The organism is Actinoplanes sp. M2I2 (assembly GCF_023544445.1).
Classification (GTDB): domain Bacteria; phylum Actinomycetota; class Actinomycetes; order Mycobacteriales; family Micromonosporaceae; genus Actinoplanes.
This window is the reverse complement of the sequence record NZ_JALPVJ010000037.1, coordinates 49071-66726: the sequence shown is the minus strand read 5'-3', so window position 1 is coordinate 66726 and position 17656 is coordinate 49071. Positions and strand designations below refer to the sequence as shown.

At 69.0% G+C, this 17656-nt stretch carries 17 protein-coding genes, 2 tRNA genes and 1 rRNA gene; 11 read left to right on the top strand and 9 right to left on the bottom strand.

From position 1 onward, the window contains the following. Nucleotides 1-59, bottom strand: a 16S ribosomal RNA gene (locus HJC40_RS42790); the annotation flags it as partial. Between the two features lie 609 nt (nucleotides 60-668). On the opposite strand from HJC40_RS42790, the gene HJC40_RS42785 reads away from it, so the two are divergent. Further along, a complete protein-coding gene (locus HJC40_RS42785; protein ID WP_250009538.1) occupies nucleotides 669-884 on the top strand; it encodes a hypothetical protein in 216 nt (71 codons plus the stop codon). 844 nt (nucleotides 885-1728) lie between these two features. Beyond that, nucleotides 1729-1911 (top strand): hypothetical protein, encoded by a 183-nt coding sequence (locus HJC40_RS42780; RefSeq protein WP_250009537.1) that lies wholly within the window; start codon nucleotides 1729-1731, stop codon nucleotides 1909-1911. A gap of 692 nt (nucleotides 1912-2603) precedes the next feature. On the opposite strand, the gene HJC40_RS42775 is transcribed toward HJC40_RS42780, so the two are convergent. The 7 genes from HJC40_RS42775 to HJC40_RS42745 form a co-directional block, all read right to left on the bottom strand. Then, nucleotides 2604-3401: a carbon-nitrogen hydrolase family protein gene (locus HJC40_RS42775; protein ID WP_250009532.1), complete on the bottom strand. Its 798-nt coding sequence runs from the start codon at nucleotides 3399-3401 to the stop codon at nucleotides 2604-2606. A gap of 62 nt (nucleotides 3402-3463) precedes the next feature. Continuing rightward, nucleotides 3464-3829: a nuclear transport factor 2 family protein gene (locus HJC40_RS42770; protein WP_250009530.1), complete on the bottom strand. Its 366-nt coding sequence runs from the start codon at nucleotides 3827-3829 to the stop codon at nucleotides 3464-3466. A gap of 189 nt (nucleotides 3830-4018) precedes the next feature. Next, nucleotides 4019-5308 (bottom strand): ATP-dependent Clp protease ATP-binding subunit ClpX, encoded by a 1290-nt coding sequence (gene clpX / locus HJC40_RS42765; protein WP_250009527.1) that lies wholly within the window; start codon nucleotides 5306-5308, stop codon nucleotides 4019-4021. A 291-nt stretch (nucleotides 5309-5599) separates the two neighbouring features. After that, nucleotides 5600-6265, bottom strand: coding sequence for an ATP-dependent Clp protease proteolytic subunit (locus tag HJC40_RS42760; protein ID WP_250009525.1), 666 nt, complete (start codon nucleotides 6263-6265; stop codon nucleotides 5600-5602). A gap of 10 nt (nucleotides 6266-6275) precedes the next feature. Next, nucleotides 6276-6905 carry a ClpP family protease gene (locus tag HJC40_RS42755; RefSeq protein ID WP_221381114.1) on the bottom strand — a complete coding sequence of 210 codons (630 nt, stop codon included), beginning with the start codon at nucleotides 6903-6905 and terminating at the stop codon, nucleotides 6276-6278. A gap of 189 nt (nucleotides 6906-7094) precedes the next feature. Then, the gene (gene tig, locus HJC40_RS42750; protein ID WP_250009523.1) at nucleotides 7095-8444 is read right to left on the bottom strand and encodes a trigger factor; all 1350 of its coding nucleotides are present in this window, start codon (nucleotides 8442-8444) and stop codon (nucleotides 7095-7097) included. A 37-nt stretch (nucleotides 8445-8481) separates the two neighbouring features. Beyond that, nucleotides 8482-8555: transfer RNA gene (locus tag HJC40_RS42745), tRNA-Pro, on the bottom strand. 129 nt (nucleotides 8556-8684) lie between these two features. On the opposite strand from HJC40_RS42745, the gene HJC40_RS42740 reads away from it, so the two are divergent. The 8 genes from HJC40_RS42740 to HJC40_RS42710 all read left to right on the top strand — a co-directional run bounded on the left by HJC40_RS42740 (nucleotide 8685) and on the right by HJC40_RS42710 (nucleotide 15821). Further along, nucleotides 8685-8755, top strand: a tRNA-Gly gene (locus tag HJC40_RS42740). Nucleotides 8756-9888: 1133 nt separating this feature from the next. Further along, the gene (locus HJC40_RS45920) at nucleotides 9889-10011 is read left to right on the top strand and encodes a hypothetical protein (RefSeq protein WP_284044552.1); all 123 of its coding nucleotides are present in this window, start codon (nucleotides 9889-9891) and stop codon (nucleotides 10009-10011) included. A 34-nt stretch (nucleotides 10012-10045) separates the two neighbouring features. After that, nucleotides 10046-10681 (top strand): GntR family transcriptional regulator, encoded by a 636-nt coding sequence (locus HJC40_RS42735; RefSeq protein ID WP_250009521.1) that lies wholly within the window; start codon nucleotides 10046-10048, stop codon nucleotides 10679-10681. Between the two features lie 62 nt (nucleotides 10682-10743). Next, nucleotides 10744-12375: an allophanate hydrolase gene (gene atzF / locus HJC40_RS42730; protein ID WP_250009519.1), complete on the top strand. Its 1632-nt coding sequence runs from the start codon at nucleotides 10744-10746 to the stop codon at nucleotides 12373-12375. Then, nucleotides 12372-13073, top strand: coding sequence for a cysteine hydrolase family protein (locus HJC40_RS42725; protein WP_250009517.1), 702 nt, complete (start codon nucleotides 12372-12374; stop codon nucleotides 13071-13073). The genes atzF and HJC40_RS42725 overlap by 4 nt, the downstream gene beginning before the upstream one ends. A 1-nt stretch (nucleotide 13074) precedes the next feature. Continuing rightward, a complete protein-coding gene (locus HJC40_RS42720) occupies nucleotides 13075-13746 on the top strand; it encodes a cysteine hydrolase family protein (protein WP_250009516.1) in 672 nt (223 codons plus the stop codon). After that, nucleotides 13743-15377: a regulator gene (locus HJC40_RS42715; protein ID WP_250009514.1), complete on the top strand. Its 1635-nt coding sequence runs from the start codon at nucleotides 13743-13745 to the stop codon at nucleotides 15375-15377. The genes HJC40_RS42720 and HJC40_RS42715 overlap by 4 nt, the downstream gene beginning before the upstream one ends. Nucleotides 15378-15407: 30 nt before the next feature. Further along, nucleotides 15408-15821, top strand: coding sequence for an AtzH-like domain-containing protein (locus tag HJC40_RS42710; RefSeq protein ID WP_250009511.1), 414 nt, complete (start codon nucleotides 15408-15410; stop codon nucleotides 15819-15821). Here the strand turns inward: HJC40_RS42710 and HJC40_RS42705 are convergent. Further along, nucleotides 15809-16705, bottom strand: a complete 897-nt coding sequence (locus HJC40_RS42705) for a glycosyltransferase (RefSeq protein ID WP_250009510.1) — start codon at nucleotides 16703-16705, stop codon at nucleotides 15809-15811. The two genes, HJC40_RS42710 and HJC40_RS42705, sit on opposite strands and share 13 nt — an antisense overlap. Nucleotides 16706-16782: 77 nt before the next feature. Here HJC40_RS42705 and HJC40_RS42700 point away from each other — a divergent pair, with 77 nt between their 5' ends. After that, complete coding sequence (locus HJC40_RS42700) at nucleotides 16783-17655, top strand: SDR family oxidoreductase (RefSeq protein ID WP_374273670.1); 873 nt, start codon at nucleotides 16783-16785, stop codon at nucleotides 17653-17655. The last annotated feature ends 1 nt before the right edge of the window (nucleotide 17656 follow it).

Below are 17656 nucleotides of genomic sequence, written 5' to 3'. Positions count from 1 at the left end.
TGCATGTGTTAAGCACGCCGCCAGCGTTCGTCCTGAGCCAGGATCAAACTCTCCAACAAAATCTTTGGAAAAGCGTCCCGGCAACAAAATAATGTTGCCAAAGGAATCTCCCACCTAACCTGCACCATCCCTCCCGAAGGAGAAGAAAGTGACAAGCCGGCCGGGGTTCTAACTAATTGGCACTGGCTTATCAAGCACCCTGTTGAGTTCTCAAAGAACAACCACACCCGGCTAACCGCTCCGGGGCAACCCCTCAAACTTACCTGGTCGACTTCGCGTTCGCAAGACCCTAGGTCGTGCTCGCATCGCCCAAGTTTTTCCCACGACTCGAACCCGCCATCGGCGAGCTGTTCGTGAGAGTGGCCTCGCGGACCGGCCGACGATCACTTCGTGATCTGCTTGCCCGGTTCCCGCTGGCTTGACTAACTTACCCGGTCGGTGTCGCTTGCGCAAGTCGCCCTGCTCCGCTCCGCCCGGCCTTGTCAGTGAAGCATAAGGCCTGCCCTCCGGGGTCGCCGTCCCAGCGTCGCTTTCGCGTCGTTCGTCCGGGTTTCCCTCGGGCAGAGAGAAAGTTACGCGACCGGGTGCCGCTCATGCAAATCGACCCCCGTGCCCGACCCTGCGCCGAGAAGACCCGAAACGGCTTCGCGGCGTGAAAGAGTGGGCCCATGGGAGCTTCCCGGACTCTGGCAGCCGACGTGTTGATGGACATGATCATGCCCTTCGGCCAGTTCCTCATCGGGGCGCTTGTGCTGGTCACGCTGGTTGTCTCGGTGCGGCGGCTCCTGGAACGGGGCCCTTCCCGGATGGGCGGCGCCATGCTGTTGAGCGGCGGCGCAGTCATCGGTTTCGCCGTGGCCGGCTATCTGATCAACCTTCTGTGACGCCGCTGACATCCCACGGGAAAGCAGCCCGAAGGCTGGAAAGCAGCCCGAGAGAGCGTCGGTGAGGGCCCGCGCGGGCGGAACGCCTTCCCATCGCGGCCCACATCGCCTGACTGCCGCACGCCGCCGACGGTTACCGCACGCCCCGGGGTGACTTACCGAAACGGGGCCCTGGATACCTGGACGTCGCGCACAGCGTTCCGCGACGCCTTGAGCCCGCCGGCGTAGCCCCCACTCAAGGTAGGGCCACAGAGACTGACCGGCCCTTGCCGGCACGGTCAGCAGCCGACACGTCAACGACGTCCTTTCTTCTGGCCCTCGCGTGTCATCGCTGCTCGGAGTCGTATGTCATCGCTGCTCGAAGCCGCGCAGCGCTGCCCGGGCAAGCTCGTCCTGACCCACTGCCACGCGCGACCGGTCTCCCCGGCGGTGGCTGGCGAAGCCCTCCCCCGCGGTCTCGACCGGATCAGCGGTGCCGACCGGGTAAAGCGCCGTGGAGTCGGGTCGCAGGAAGCGCTGTACTCCCGTTGGACAGGAGGAACGCTGGTCCTCCACGCGCCGGGAGAGACGCTGAGCCGGGGAGGGACGGTTGAGCCGCTAGACGGGGAGTGCCGCGAACCCCATAGCCGGAGAGGGCGCTGATGCCTGGACAGAAGGAGCGCTCAGCTCCCCTCAACAGCGACGAGCACAGGTCCCTCGACCCAGGACAACGAGAGTTCTGACCCCCGGACAAGGAGAGCGCTCAGCTCCCCCAACAGGGACGAGCACAAGTCTCTCGAGCTAGGACAACGGGAGCTCTGACCCCCGGACAACGAGAGCGCTCACCGACGCTGGCGGTGTTCCCTTGGCGGTGCTGCTGATCGGCGGCGACGCCGACACCGGCATCGACACCATCGCGCTGCATCACTACCGCGCGGCGGGCCACGTCCAAAGACGATCGCCCTATCGCCTCCAGCTCTCTGGACAGGGAAGGCCTCTGGATTGTCCTATGGCGGGCGGCTGGGTTCTTGGACAGAGATGCAACTGAGCCTTTGGACGGGATGGTGGCTAACCCCCTGGCCAGGACGGCGGCCAAGCCCCTAACCAAGGCGGTGCCAAGCCTCTCGCTAACACGACAGCCAGGCCCCCTCGCCAGAACGGTGGCCAAGCCCCTCGCTAACACGACAGCCAGATCTCTCGCCAAGACGGTGGCCAAGCCCCTCGCTAACACGACAGCCAGATCTCTCGCCAAGACAGTGGCCAAGCCCCTCGCTAACACGTCGGCTGGGCCCCTCGCCAGAACGGCGGCCAGCCTCTGGGCAGGGATAACCCCTCGACAGGGACAGCAGAGATGCGGTGGAGACCGGAACCCCCTTCACGTACGCCGTGATCGTCGACGTCGGCATCGGCCTCTGACCGACGGCACTCCTGGCTGCCAGATCAGCGTCATCATCGGAACCGAGCTCATCGGCGCGTCGGCGGCCGGCAGAAAGTGGACCTCACCGACCTGACCGGGGCCGGGGCATCGGGGTACGGGCCTATCTCGTCGGACGGCTGCACCAACCGGACGGCGGCGACGGCACCATCACCGGACGGCGCCGGCAGAGCGAGACAGCCGTACCGCCGGTGCGGTTCCCAGTGTGGGACCGGTCCAACCCAGCGCGCGGCGGCTGACGAAGGGGCTCAGGTGGCCGGAGACGCACGCTACGACCACGCCCTGGAGGAAGCGCGACCGCAGCGTCAGAGACGCCGGTTGGCCAGGCTGGGCAGTTCGGTACGGATCTTGTCGAGTCGCTCGAAGTCCAGGTCGGCGGTGGCGATGCCGATCGTGTCGGGCGCCTGGGCCAGCACGGTGCCCCACGGGTCGATGATCATGCTGCGGCCGAAACACGTACGCCCGGGGTCGTGGTCTCCGATCTGGCCCGCGGCGACGACGTAGCACTGGTTCTCGATCGCGCGCGCCCGCAGGAGGACCTCCCAGTGGTCGCGGCCGGTGTGCATCATGAACGCGGCCGGCACCACCAGCACCCGGGCCTCGCCGTCGACGGCCAGCCGGCGGTAGAGCTCGGGGAAACGCAGGTCGTAGCAGATCGAGAGACCCACGCGAGCACCGGCGATCTCGGACACGACCGTTTCGTCACCGGGCGCCACCGATCGGGACTCCTGGTAGGAGACCCGACCCGCGATCTCCACGTCGTACAAGTGGATCTTGCGGTAGCGGGCCACGAGCTCGCCGCGGGGATCGAAGACCAGGGACGTGTTGTAGGTGCGGCTCGGGTCGGGGCCGCTCTCGTGGAAGGAGCCGGCGTGCACCCAGATGCCGATCTCCCGCGCGGCGGTCGCGAAGAACTGCGCGAACTCGCCGTCCACGCCCTCGGGCTTGGGCGCTGTGTCACCGGGACCGAGGTAGTCCACGTACTCGGGCAGCACCGCCAGCTCGGCGCCGGCCGCCGCGGCCCGCTCGAGCAGGTCGCGAGCCACCCGCAGGTTGTCATCCCGATCGGCCCGCGAGTTCACCTGGCACACCGCAACACGCATGCCTGCAGCCTACGAGCGCGGCCACCGGCGACCAACCCCTCGCGACCGGTGGTCAGCGGCGGTCACGACATCCGGTCGCGCATCGCCTCGGCCAGGGCCTGCACGCCCTTCAGGGGGCGCACCATCACGGTGAACTCGGTGATCCGGCCGTCCGGGTCGGCATGCAGGAAGTCGGCGCCCTCGAGCTCCTTGTCGCCGACCCGGGCCCGGAAGACCAGAGCGTGATCGAAAGCGTCGGCAGCGCCGATCTCCCGGGTGTAGCGGAAGTCTTCGAAGACCTCGAGGACCCCGCGCAGGATCGGGGCCACCGCGAAGCGCCCGCGGTAGGGGGTGAAGACCACGGGGCTCCGGAAGACCACGTCCTCGTGGAGGAGGTTCAGGGCGGCTTCAAGATCGCGGGCTTCGATCGCGGCGCGGAACGGGTGCACGGCTGGCCCCCAACTCGAGGAGTGATCAGATTCGCCTCACGCTAGCCGTCGCGGACCGAGTGGTCGAGCGCAGCCGAACCGGCAAGCTTTCCGGGTACGCAGGACAAGCGCGCAGCCGTCGGCCGGGGCCGGGCACACAAGCAACCGCCGCCGCTCCCGGAGGAACGACGGCGGCACGGAAAGCTCGGATCAGGCGGACTTTTCCTCGCGCTCGCGACGACGACGGCCGACGAACTCGCGCGGCACGATCGTCGGGTTGACGTTCTCGAGCACGACCTCGCGGTTGATGACCACACGCGCAGCGTCGGGATTGCTCGGGACCTCGTACATCACGGAGAGCAGGACCTCTTCCATGATGGCGCGGAGACCGCGGGCACCGGTGCCTCGCAGCATGGCCTGGTCGGCGATGGCCTCGAGGGCGCCGGAGTCGAACTCCAGCTCCACGCCGTCGAGCTCGAAGAGGCGCTGATATTGCTTCACGTACGCGTTGCGGGGCTCGGTAAGGATCTTGATCAGAGCCTCGCGGTCGAGGTTGCGCACCGTGGTGATGACCGGCAGACGACCGATGAACTCGGGGATCAGGCCGAACTTCAGCATGTCCTCGGGCATGACCCGGCTGAAGATGTCGTCGGTGTTCCGCTCGGAGATCGACCGCAGGTGCGCGCCGAAACCGACACCGCCATGCCCCACGCGGGACTCGATGATGCGGTCCAGCCCGGCGAACGCGCCACCGACGATGAACAGCACGTTCGTGGTGTCGATCTGGATGAACTCCTGGTGGGGGTGCTTACGGCCGCCCTGGGGCGGAACGTTGGCCACCGTGCCCTCGAGAATCTTGAGGAGAGCCTGCTGGACGCCCTCACCGGAGACGTCGCGGGTGATCGACGGGTTCTCGCTCTTGCGGGCGATCTTGTCGACCTCGTCGATGTAGATGATGCCCTGCTCGGCGCGCTTCACGTCGTAGTCGGCGGCCTGGATGAGCTTCAGCAGGATGTTCTCGACATCCTCACCCACGTAGCCGGCCTCGGTGAGCGCCGTGGCGTCCGCGATCGCGAACGGCACGTTCAGCATGCGGGCCAGGGTCTGCGCCAAGTGCGTCTTACCGCAGCCGGTGGGGCCGATGAGCATGATGTTGGATTTGGCCACCTCGACGTCGCTGCCAGCACCGGGCGCGCCGCTCGACTCGGCCTGGATCCGCTTGTAGTGGTTGTAGACCGCGACCGAGAGCGCCTTCTTCGCCTGCTCCTGGCCGACCACGTACTGGTCCAGGAACGAGCAGATCTCCATCGGCTTGGGAAGCTCTTCCCACTTCACCTCGCCGGTCTCGGCCAGCTCTTCCTCGATGATCTCGTTGCAGAGGTCGATGCACTCGTCGCAGATGTAGACCCCAGGGCCCGCGATGAGCTTCTTGACCTGCTTCTGGGACTTCCCACAGAAGGAGCACTTCAGTAGGTCGCCGCCGTCGCCGATCCGTGCCACCTACGTACTCCTTGAGCTCATCGGCCGACTCTCACCGGCCCTGATCTGAGGGACTGCTTGATCTGAGAACTGCTTGATCTGAGGACTGATCGGCCCCGTTGCCATCTCATCGTCTGCGGAATCGCGTAACTGAGGCTGCATGCACGACGTTACCCGCAAAGGTGCGGTTCTCCGACCCCCCAAAACGGGCGTGTCAGGGGTCGGCCAGTCTATATCGCTCCGGCCGGCCCCCGACATCCTGTCCAACCGCCCCCACGGCCGCCCGTCAGGCGGACGCGAGGCGGTGTGTCGTCAGCTGCCCGAGCCGACCGACTGCAGGCTCTTCTTACGGCTGGCCAGGACCACGTCGACCATGCCGTACTCCTTGGCCTCGTCGGCCGTCATGATCTTGTCGCGGTCGACGTCCTTGCGGACCTGGTCGACCGGACGGCCGGTGTGCCGCGAGATCATCTGCTCCATCTGCGAACGCATGCGCAGGATCTCCCGCGCCTGGATCTCGATGTCGGATCCCTGACCGTAGCCACCCTCGGTGGCCGGCTGGTGGATTAGCACACGCGAGTTCGGCAGGGCCATGCGCTTGCCCGACGTACCACCGGCCAGCAGGACCGCGGCCGCGCTGGCGGCCTGCCCGAGGCAGACCGTCGAGATGTCCGGGCGGACGTACTGCATGGTGTCGTAGATCGCCGTCATGGCGGTGAAGGAACCGCCGGGCGAGTTGATGTACATGAGGATGTCGCGGTCCGGGTCGGAGCTCTCCAGCGTCAGCAGCTGGGCCATCACGTCGTTGGCCGACGCGTCGTCCACCTGGACGCCGAGGAAGATGATCCGGTCCTCGAACATCTTGTTGTACGGGTTCGTCTCCTTCATCATCCCGTTCGAGGAACGCTCGACGAAGGAGGGCAGCACGTAGCGGTTGTGCACCGGCGCGAACCCAGAGGGCAAGGTCAGGTCAGTCATATTCAGCTCCTCAGTTCAGCGTTCCGGCGCCCTCGGGAACCTGAGTGGCCCCGGTGATCACCTTGTCGATGAAGCCGTAATCCATGGCCTCCTGAGCCGTGAACCAGCGGTCACGGTCGGAGTCCTGCTCGATCTGCTCCTGGGTCTGGCCGGTGTGGAAGGCGACCCGCTCCTGGAACATCCGCTTGGTGTAGAGCATCTGCTCGGCCTGGATGGCGATATCGGCGGCCGTGCCACCCATGCCACCGGACGGCTGGTGCATCATGATGCGCGCGTGCGGCAGCGAGAAACGCTTGCCGGGAGCGCCGGCGCAGAGCAGCAGCTGGCCCATCGACGCGGCCATGCCCATCGCGACGGTCTGCACGTCGTTGTCGATGAACTGCATCGTGTCGTAGATCGCCATGCCCGAGTAGACGGAGCCACCGGGCGAGTTGATCCAGAGGTTGATGTCGCGCTCAGGGTCCTCGGCGGAAAGCAGCAGCAGCTGCGCGCAGATGCGGTTGGCCACCGAGTCGGTCACCTCGCTGCCGAGGAAGATGATGCGCTCACGCAGCAGGCGGTTGAAGACCGAGTCGTCGAGGTTGCCACTGAGAGAGTCACCGCGGAGCACGGGGCTCGCGGGCAAATGAAGATCGGTCATGGCAGCCCTTCACAGCTGACTGTGTCGGCCAGTGGCGGCCGGCAAGTTGTCCGTCGTACGACCAACCTAACCGGTCCAATGCGCATCAGCTTCCCGCTCGGGCAGGTGTTCGCTGACAGCGCACGTGGCCCAAAGGAAAGACCGCGATCGCTCCTCCTCGTCGGTGGGGCGATCGCGGTCCCGGGTGAATCAATGGTTGTGACCGGCGTGCTCGTCCTCGCTGGCCGCGCGCAGGTCGTCGAGGGTCAGCACGGTGCCCTCGCTGTCCTTCATCTCGACCTGCTCCATGACCGAGGCGAGCGCCTTGCCGCGGCGCACGTCGCCGAAGACCGCGGCGGCCGCACCCGACTGCACGAGCTGGTCGTAGTACTGCTGAGGCTGCATCTGGGCGCGCTGCGCCCGGTGCACGATCTCGTGGCCGAACTCGTCGTCGGAGACCTGGACGTCCTCGGCGTCGGCGATCGTGTCGAGCAGCAGCTGGATGCGGACGCCCTCCTGGGCGGCCTCGGTCAGCTCCTGGTCGATCTGCTCCTCGGTCTTGTCCTCCGAGCTGAGGTAGTCCTGCAGGGTGGCGCCGATCCGCTCCAGCTGGTCGGTCATCGCCTGCTTGCGGCCCTCGACCTCGTCCTTGACGACGCCCTCGGGAGCCGGGATATCGGCCGCCTCGACGAGCTGCTTGAGCGCCTCGTCACGGGCGGCGTAGATCTGCTCGACCTTCTTCACCTTGGTCAGCCGCTCACGCAGGTCGCCGCGCAGCTCCTCGAGCGTGTCGAACTCGCTCGCCATCTGGGCGAAGTCGTCGTCGACCTCGGGCAGCTGCTTGTCCTTGACGCTGCGGACCGTCACGTCGACCTCGGCGTCGCGGCCGGCGAAGTCGCCGCCCACGAGCTGAGTGGTGAAGTTGGCGTCGGCGCCGGCGACCAGGCCAACGAGAACCTCGTCGAGGCCCGGGAGCAGCTGCTTGCTGCCCACCTCGTGCGAGATGTTCGTCGCCGAGCCACCCGGGACCTCCACGCCGTCGACCGTGGCCTTCAGGTCGAGCTGCACGTAGTCACCCTCGGCGGCCGGCCGGTCGACCGACTTCAGCGTGGCGAAACGCTCCCGCAGACCGTTGATCTGCTCGTCGATCTCGTTGTCGCCGATCTCGACAGCCGGGACGGTCACGGAGATCGTCGACAGGTCGGGAACGGTGATCGCGGGACGGACGTCGACCTCGGCGGTGAACTTGAGCGGCTCGTTGTCGCCGAACTCGGTGATCTCGACCTCGGGGCGGCCCAGCGTCTTGACGTCGTGCTCCTGCACGGCCGCCAGGATCTGCTGCGGAATCGCCTCCTGGACGGCCTCGTTCAGAACCGCGCCGCGCCCCACCCGCTGGTCGATGACCGCAGCCGGGATCTTGCCGCGACGGAAGCCCGGCACCTGAACCTGCGCGCCGATCTCCCGGTACGCCTTCTGCAGGCTCGGCTTGAGCTCGTCGAACGGCACCTCGATGGCGAGCTTCACCCGGGTCGGGCTCAGAGTCTCGACGGTGCTCTTCACAGGCGTACTCCTTGTTGCTACGGATAGATGTCGTCAGTCGGGGTGGCGGGATTTGAACCCACGGCCCCTCGCTCCCAAAGCGAGTGCGCTACCAAGCTGCGCCACACCCCGTGGCGACGGCCAGTGTATGCGGTCCGCTTCCACGCGCGTGCGCTGGAGTCACCTCAGGGGGAATCCGGTTCGCGTGGACGGGCGATCATTCAGTACGATGTCCCGGTGACCCCGTGCAAGCGGGGCGCTGCGGGCGTAGCTCAATGGTAGAGCCTCAGTCTTCCAAACTGATTACGCGAGTTCGATTCTCGTCGCCCGCTCGTCGGCGGAGGAGTGTGTCCGCGGAACGCTCGGACCTGGCCGACTCGTATGTCGTCCTGGGGGCCGAGCCCCCAGACCCCCACGGTGCGGCCGGTCGCTCCCCGTGGGTGGTGGCGCTTGGGTGAGGTCCTGTACGCCTTCGGCGTGCGGCGTGCCTTCGGCGCCTGAGCTGGGTGGTGGGTCGTCTGCGTTCGTTGCCTGGCGCTCATGGGACCTTCTGGGCGGTCGCCTGCGTCGGCGCCTTGAACTCATCGCACCAACTCGGCGGTCGCCTGGCACTCATCGCACCTTCTCGGCGCGTCGGCTGCGTCGCTGCCTGGCGCTCATCGCAGCATTTCGGCGCGTCGCCTGAGCCGTCGCCTGGCGGTTATCGCAGCATCTCGGCGCGTCGGATGGGCCTGGCTGCGTGGGCTCTTTGCTCCTTCTTGGCGGGTTGGTTGCGGCGATGGGTGGCTGGGGTAGTTCGCCGCGCCCTCTCGGCGGGGGTCTGCGGGGGCTTGCAATGCGTTGCTGCTGGCGTGTGGGGCCGGCTGGGGAAAGTTGTGGTCAGGGCTACGGCACCTTGCTGGTGCTGAGTGTGTGGTGGGGTTCTTGATCGCGCTGCGTTACTTTGCTTGATCGCAGGGTGGGATTTAAGTCAGACCTAATAGACGGGCGTCGAAGCCGGGGACTAAATTCTGCGCGGGTATCTGGAGCGCTGAAACTCCAGAAGCTTTCGGTCGAGGCACCCAAGCCGGCCGAGACGCGCGGCGCCGGGTGGCGGCCCGGCGCCGCGCCCCGAATCGCCGGAACTCCGCCGCCCCGCCATCTCCCGCTCGACGCGGCATCGCTCGGCCGGCGCATCGCTCGACCCGGCATCGCTCGACCCGGCATCGCTCGACCCGGCATCGCTCGACCCGGCATCGCTCGACCCGGCATCGCTCGGCCGGCGCATCGCTCGACCCGGCATCGCCCGCGCGGCGCATCGCCCGAGCCGGGCGTGGTCGCATCGCATGACGAGTGCTTGGCGGCAGGGCGGCGGCAGGGCGGCGGGTTTGTTTGGCACGGGTGGGCGGGGGCGGGGGTTGTTGAATGTGTGAATGGTGCATGACTTGGTCGGTTGTGGGTGGGCGGGCGGGGCTAGCCTCGGGCGATGACTGTGGTTTGGACGGCGCTGATCGTCGTGGGGGCTGGGATGATTTTGGTGGCGGTCTGGCCCAGCGTGAATGAGGGGCGGCGGCGGCACCGGGACACCGGGGAACGGGACAGCGGCTGAGACGGGGTGCGGGGGTGGCTGGCACACTCGTCGCGTGAGCACCGGGGAGCTTCAGACGTACAGCCTCGTCGAACTCGCCGTCGAGCGCCTCCGCCGCGAGATCCTCAGCGGGCGCACCGACCCGGGCGAGCGCCTCGTCGAGGAGCAGTTGACGCGCCGGCTGGGGATCAGCCGGGCGCCGCTGCGGGAGGCCATGCGGCTGCTCGCCCAGCAGGGGCTGGTCGAGCACATCCCGCGGCGCGGCGCGCGGGTCGCGACGCTGTCCGACGAGGATGTGCGTGAGCTCTACGAGGTGCGCGACGTGCTCGAGCGGCACGCCGTGGGGGCCATGCCGGTCGCGCCCGATCTGACCGCGCTGCGCGCCGCGCTGGACGTGATGCGCAAGGCGACCGAGACGGGCGACCGGCTGGAGCTGGCCAACGCGCACCGCCGGTTCCATACCGAGGTGGTCTCGCTGGGCGGCAACCGGCAGCTGGCCGAGTTGTACGGCTCGGTGCTGGTGCGGATCCAGCTCTACATGGCGGTGAACATGCGGCGCGAGGCCGAGGTGGCCCGGGCCGAGGACGGCGTGGTGCGGCACGAGCGGCTCTTCGCCGCCGTCGAGCGGGGCGATGCCACCGCGATCCTCGAGGCGCTCGGCGCGCACGGCGCCCGGACGTACCTGAGCTAGGCGAAATCGCGGCGTTACAAAGCGCAGCCATCCATGAAACAGAATTGTCGACAATCGACGATGTGGATGCGCACGCAATCGTCGACACAGTGCAGGGCCGGCCGGACGTCTGGATCAGCTCGTTCGGCCCTGATGAGCTGCGAGCCCGCGCCGAGCAGGTCGATCCCCGGCTGCCGCTGGCCGGGCTGCCGTTCGCGGTCAAGGACAACATCGACGTGGCCGGGCTGCCGACCACCGCGGGCTGCCCCGACTTCGCGTACATCCCGGAGCGCAACGCCCCGGTGGTGCAGCGCCTGGTCGACGCGGGCGCGATCGTGGTCGGCAAGACGAACCTCGACCAGTTCGCCACCGGGCTGACCGGGGCACGGTCGCCGTACGGGGCGCCGGAGAGTGTCTTCGGCGGGGGGCTCATCTCGGGCGGGTCGAGCTCCGGGTCGGCGGTCGCGGTCGCGGACGGGACCGTCGTCTTCGCGCTCGGCACGGACACCGCGGGCTCGGGCCGGGTGCCGGCCGCGCTCAACGGCATCGTCGGGATCAAGCCGACCCGCGGACTGCTCAGCACGCTCGGCGTGGTGCCGGCCTGCCGCTCGCTCGACTGCGTCTCGATCTTCGCCCGGGACGCGGCCACGGGCGACCGGGTGATGCGGGTCGCGCGGGGCCGCGTACGGGAGGACCCGTGGTCGAGGGAGGGGCGGCGGCCGCTGATCGCCGAGCCCCGCGTCGGCGTACCGGAAGCTCTGGATTTCTTCGGTGACGCCGGGCAGGAGAAGGCGTTCGGGCGGTTCGCCGGTGATCTCGCGGTCGACGTCGGACCGCTGCTGGAGGCCGGTGACCTGCTGTATCGCGGGCCGTGGGTGGCCGAGCGGCTCGCCGATCTGGACGAGTTCCTGACCGCGCAGCCGGCGTCGGTCCTGCCGGTGACCCGGGCGGTTCTCGAGACCGGGTACGGCTTCACGGCGGCCGACGCTTTCCGGGCCCAGCACCGGCTGCGCGAGTTGCGGGCGGCCGCCGATCGCCTGTGGGAGCGGATCGACGTGCTCGCGCTCCCGACGATCGGGACGACCTTCACGCACAGCGAGATCGCCGAGGACCCGATCGGCCACAACCTCACGCTCGGTCGCTACACCCAGTTCGCGAACCTGCTCGACATGGCCGCGGTGACCGTGCCCAACGGGTTCACCGAGGACGGCCGGCCCGCTTCGATCACGTTCTTCGGCCCGGCCTTCAGCGACGACACGCTGGCCCACCTGGCCCGGACCCGGGCGAGCGACGACACGCCGGCGCCTCTGGCCCGGACCCGGCCGGTCGACGACACCGTGACCCTCGCCGTCGTCGGACTGCACCTGAGCGGTGAGGCGCGCAACGGCGAGCTGCTCGACCGCGGCGCCACTCTCGTCGGCGCCGCCCGCACCGCAGCCTGCTACCGCCTCTACCACCTGCCCTCCGGCGCTCCGGGACTGGTCCGGGACGCCACCGGCGAGTCGATCGAGCTGGAGCTCTGGCAGCTGCCGGCCGCCCGGGTCGGCGACTTCCTGGCCGGCATCGCGGCGCCGCTCTCGCTGGGCCGGGTCGCTCTGGACGACGGCACCGAGGTCACCGGGTTCCTCTGCGAGGCGTACGCGGCGACCGGCGCCAAGGACATCACCGCCAGCGGCGGCTGGCGGAATTACCGCTCGAGAGGACCGAACTCATGACAGCACGCATCGGACCGGTCAAGGCGAACCCCTATCTCTGGCCGTACGACGGCACGGTTGACGTGTCGAGGACGGCGCTCCTCTGCATCGACTGGCAGACCGACTTCTGCGGCAAGGGCGGCTACGTCGACTCGATGGGCTACGACATCGAGCTCACCCGGGCCGGGCTGCCGGCCACCGCGCGGCTGCTGGCCCACGCCCGGGAGCACGGCATGCTCGTGGTCCACACCCGCGAGGGGCACGACCCCGACCTGTCCGACCTGCCGGCCAACAAGCGCTGGCGCTCGGCCCAGATCGGGGCCGAGATCGGCGGGGCCGGCCCGTGCGGCCGCATCCTGGTCAAGGGCGAGCCGGGCTGGGAGATCGTGCCCGAGGTCGCCCCGGTCGCGGGCGAGGTGATCGTCGACAAGCCGGGCAAGGGCGCCTTCTACGCCACCAACCTCGACCTCGTGCTGCGGACGCACGGCATCACGCACCTGATCCTGACCGGGATCACGACCGACGTCTGCGTGCACACCACCATGCGCGAGGCCAACGACCGCGGCTACGAGTGCCTCATCCTCAGCGACTGCACCGGCGCCACCGACCCGTCCAACCACACCGCCGCCCTGCACATGGTCACCATGCAGGGCGGGGTCTTCGGCTGCGTCGCCACCTCGGACGACGTGATCGAGGCAACCACCGCGACGGAGCTCTGACATGCCGACCGTCGACGCCCGGCCCGCGCCCTTCACCTTCGACAACGACAGCACCGCGCTCCTCGTCATCGACATGCAGCGCGACTTCCTGCTGCCCGGCGGTTTCGGCGAGAGCCTGGGCAACGACGTGGCCCAGCTCAGCCGGACCATCCAGCCGCTGGCGGCGCTGCTGGCGGCCTGGCGGGGAGCCGGGCTGCCGATCATCCACACCCGGGAGGGGCACCGGCCGGACCTGTCCGACTGTCCCCCGGCGAAACTGCGACGCGGGGCGCCGGCGATGCGCATCGGCGACCCCGGCGCCTTCGGCCGCATCCTGATCCAGGGCGAGTACGGCCACGACATCGTCGACGAGCTGGCCCCGCTCGACGGTGAGGTCGTCCTGGACAAGCCCGGCAAAGGCGCCTTCTACGCGACCGACCTGCAGGAGATCCTCGACAAGCTCGGCACCACGCGGCTGATCGTCACCGGCGTCACGACCGAGGTGTGCGTGCACACCACGGTGCGCGAGGCCAACGACCGCGGCTACGAGTGCCTGGTCCTGGCCGACTGCGTCGGGTCGTACTTTCCCGAATTCCAGCGCGTCGGGCTGGAGATGATCGCCGCGCAGGGCGGCATCTTCGGCTGGGTCGCCGACTCCCCCACCGTGATCGCTGCCATCCAGGAGCAGAAATGACGACGACTGCTGCCCCCAAACTGCCCGTCTGGGTCCGCGGTGACACCAACGCCTTCTTCGGCTTCGGCGTCAACGTGCTGGTCAACGTACTCACCCTCACCGCGCTGTGCATCGGTGTCATCCAGATGCCGGCCTCGGACGTCTTCGGCGTCATCCTGCCCGCCCTCGGCGTCGCCCTGGTCGCCGGCAACGTCTACTACACCTGGCTGGCCCGGCGGCTGGCCGCCAAGGAGGGCCGGAGCGACGTCACCGCGCTGCCGTACGGCCCGAGCGTGCCGCACATGTTCATCGTGATCTTCGTGATCATGCTGCCGATCTATCTGACCACCGGGGACGCGGTGCGGGCGTGGACGGCCGGCATCGCCTGGGCGTTCATCATCGGCGTGATCGTGCTGATCGGCGCGTTCGTGGGCCCGTACATCCGCAAGTACACGCCGCGGGCGGCTCTGCTGGGCACCCTGGCCGGCATCTCGATCACGTTCATCTCGATGAACCCGGCCGGCAACATGTGGAACTACGCCTGGATCGCGCTGCCGGTCTTCGGCCTGTTGCTGATCGGGCTGCTCACCGACATCCGGTTGCCGTTCAACTTCCCCATCGGCCTGGCCGCGCTGCTCGTCGGCACCGCGATCGGCTGGGTCGGCGGGGCCATGTCGGTGCCGGACGTGACCGCGGCGGCCAAGGACATCGCGTTCGCCTTCCCCCATTTCAAGCTCGATCTGCTGGTCGACGGCCTGCGGGACATGGCGCCGCTGCTGGCCACCGCGATCCCGCTCGGCGTCTACAACTTCACCGAGGCGATGACCAACGTGGAGAGCGCGGCCACCGCCGGCGACCGCTACAACCTGCGCAGTGTGCTGCTGGCCGACGGGGCCGGCGCGGTGATCGGTTCCTGCCTCGGGTCGCCGTTCCCGCCGGCGGTCTATGTCGGGCACCCCGGCTGGAAGGCCGCGGGCGGCCGCACCGGCTATTCGATGGCGACCGGGGTCGTGATCGCGCTGCTCTGCTTCTTCGGGCTCTTCGGCCTGCTCGGATCGATCTTCCCGACGGCCGCGATCGTGCCCATCCTGCTCTACATCGGCCTGCTGATCGGCGCTCAGGCGTTCCAGGCGACACCCCGGGCCCACGCGGCCGCGGTCGTCGCGGCCCTCATCCCGAACATCGCCTCGTGGGCCACCGGCCAGATGGACAACACACTGGCCGCCGCCGGAACGACCGCGGCCGAGGTCGGCACGGGCGCGCTGGCCGGGGCGGGCGTGGTCTACGACGGGCTGAAGACGCTCGGCGAGGGCGCCATCCTGGCCGGTCTGGTGCTCGGGGCGATCGTCGCCTTCATCATCGACAAGCGCTTCTGGCACGCGGCGGCCTTCGCCGGGGCCGGTACGGTGCTCAGCTTCATCGGCCTGATCCACGCCGAGAAGGTGCAGTGGAACGCGGACGGCCAGGTCTCGCTGGGCTACCTGTTCCTCACGATCGTCTGCGTGATCTTCGCGTTGACCAAGCCGGCGCCGCGCGTACCGGACGAGGCCGAGCTCGCGCTGATGCGGGAGGGTGTCGAGGGCAACGCCTTCACCGAGGCGCCCGAGGGCGGGGTGCCCACCCCGCGCAAGGAAGAACCCGCGGTTTCCTGACCCATCACCGAGGAGCACGGAGGGAACGTCGTGGACGCAGACGTCATCGCCGAGGTCGGCGCGGCCTTCGAGGCGTACGAGAAGGCCCTGGTCGGCAACGATGTCGAGGCGATCATGGGGTTCTTCGCCGAGGGCGCCGTCCGCTACGGGGTCGCCGATCAGCAGGTCGGCCTGGAGGAGCAGCGGCGGTGGCGGCTCGCGCAACCGCCGCTGCCCCCGGGCCGGCGGCTCAAGGACACGATCGTCCAGGCCTTCGGCCGGGACGTGGCCGTGGTGAACACGCTGTTCGGCTATCCGGGCAGCGAGGTGCTCGGCCGCCAGTCGCAGACGTGGGTGCGGCGGCCCGAGGGCTGGCGGATCGTCGCCGCCCACGTGTCGGAGCCGAAGGAACCGGGTCAGCCGAAGGAGCCGGGTCAGCCGAAGGAGCCGGGTCAGCCGACGTAGCGGCGGGCCCGGGACCGGCGCTGCGCCTCGTCGAGGGGTGCCAGCCGCGCCTCGACGTCGGCCGGCCGGGGCTGCCGCGCGGTCACCAGCCAGGGCAGGCCGCGCACGGCGTCCCAGACGGCCAGCGCCGAGGTGCGGTCGTGCGGAACCGTGCGAGCCAGGAACACGCTGCGGCGCACGGCCGGACCGAGCGGGCGGCGCAACCAGGTGAACCAGAGCGTGTTGCGCAGGCCGACCCGGCGCCGGTGGGTGGCGTCGCGCAGCACCGACGCGCGGTGGTGCACCACGAGGTCCTCCAGGTAGCACAACTCCCAGCCCGAGCTGAGCAGGTCGGTCGCGAGCAGTTCCTCCTCGCCGCCCAGCCAGAGGCGCTCGCTGAAGCCGCCGGCCTGCTCGAAGGCCGAGCGCCGCACCACCGATGCGCCGGCCAGGAAGCTGCCCAGGGCCGGGCCGGGCAACCAGTCGGGGCCCGGCACGGGCGAATCGCGCAGCTCCTCGACGATCGGGTCGTCGACGCCGGCCGGCTCCACGACGATCCGCGCGTTCACCAGCGCCAGCCGGGGCAGCGCGTCGAGGGCGTCGGCCGCCCGGGTCAGCGAGCCGGGCTCCCACCAGGTGTCGTCGTCGCAGAAGGCCACATACGGCGTACCGAGCCGGGCCACCCCGATGTTGCGGCCGACCGCGCCGAGGTTGTCGGCCAGCGCCACCACGTCCACCTCGGGGAACTGCTCACGGACGGCGTCGGCCGTGCCGTCGGTCGAACCGTTGTCCACGAGCACGATCGGGGGCTGCTCGGGCAGCTCCCGCAGGCGGCGCACCGCCGCCACCGCCTCGTCGCGACGCTGCCACGTGATCACGACGACGCCCACCCGATGATCGAACACGGCGGCGGATTACCCGCACGGTTCGCGGGCATACCGTGCTGCGCAGCACAATCCGCACCGTAACCAGGAGGTAACCCGTGGATCCGCGCAGTAAGTTCCCCGGACCGGCGCTCGACGGTGGCGACCAGGACCCGCCCGGCTCGACCGCGGCCATGCCGGACCGCCCGGATCACGGCGAGGAAAGTTACCGCGGCTCCGGACGGCTCAGCGGCCGGAAGGCGGTCATCACCGGCGGTGACTCCGGCATCGGGCGCGCGGTGGCCATCGCGTACGCGAGGGAGGGCGCCGACGTCCTCATCTCGTACCTCCCGGAGGAAGAGGAGGACGCGCGCGACACGGCCCAGTACATCGAGAAGGCCGGCCGCAAGGCGGTGCTCGTCCCGGGCGACATCCGCGATCAGGCGCAGTGCCGCGCGATCGTCGACCGGGCGCTGTCGGAGCTGGGCGGCTTGGACATCCTGGTCAACAACGCGGCCTACCAGATGGCTCAGCCGGGTGGGATCACCGACATCACCGACGAGCAGTTCGACCGGGTCATGAAGACCAACCTGTACGCCATGTTCTGGCTCTGCCGGGCCGCCGTCCCCCACCTGGAGCCGGGCGCGACCATCATCAACACCGCGTCGGTGCAGGCGTATCAGTCCTCGGCGCACCTGCTCGACTACGCGACCACCAAGGGCGGCATCGTGGCCTTCACCAAGGCGCTGGCCGAGGACCTGGCCGAGAAGGGTGTCCGGGTCAACGCGGTGGCGCCCGGCCCGATCTGGACCCCGCTCATCCCGGCCACCATGCACGAGGAAAAGATCAAGACCTTCGGCGAGGACGTGCCCCTGGGCCGCGCCGGGCAGCCGGCCGAACTGGCCCCGGCGTACGTCTATTTCGCCAGCCAGGAGTCGAGCTACACGACCGGCGAGGTGCTCGGCATCACCGGCGGCAAGCCCGTCAGCTAGA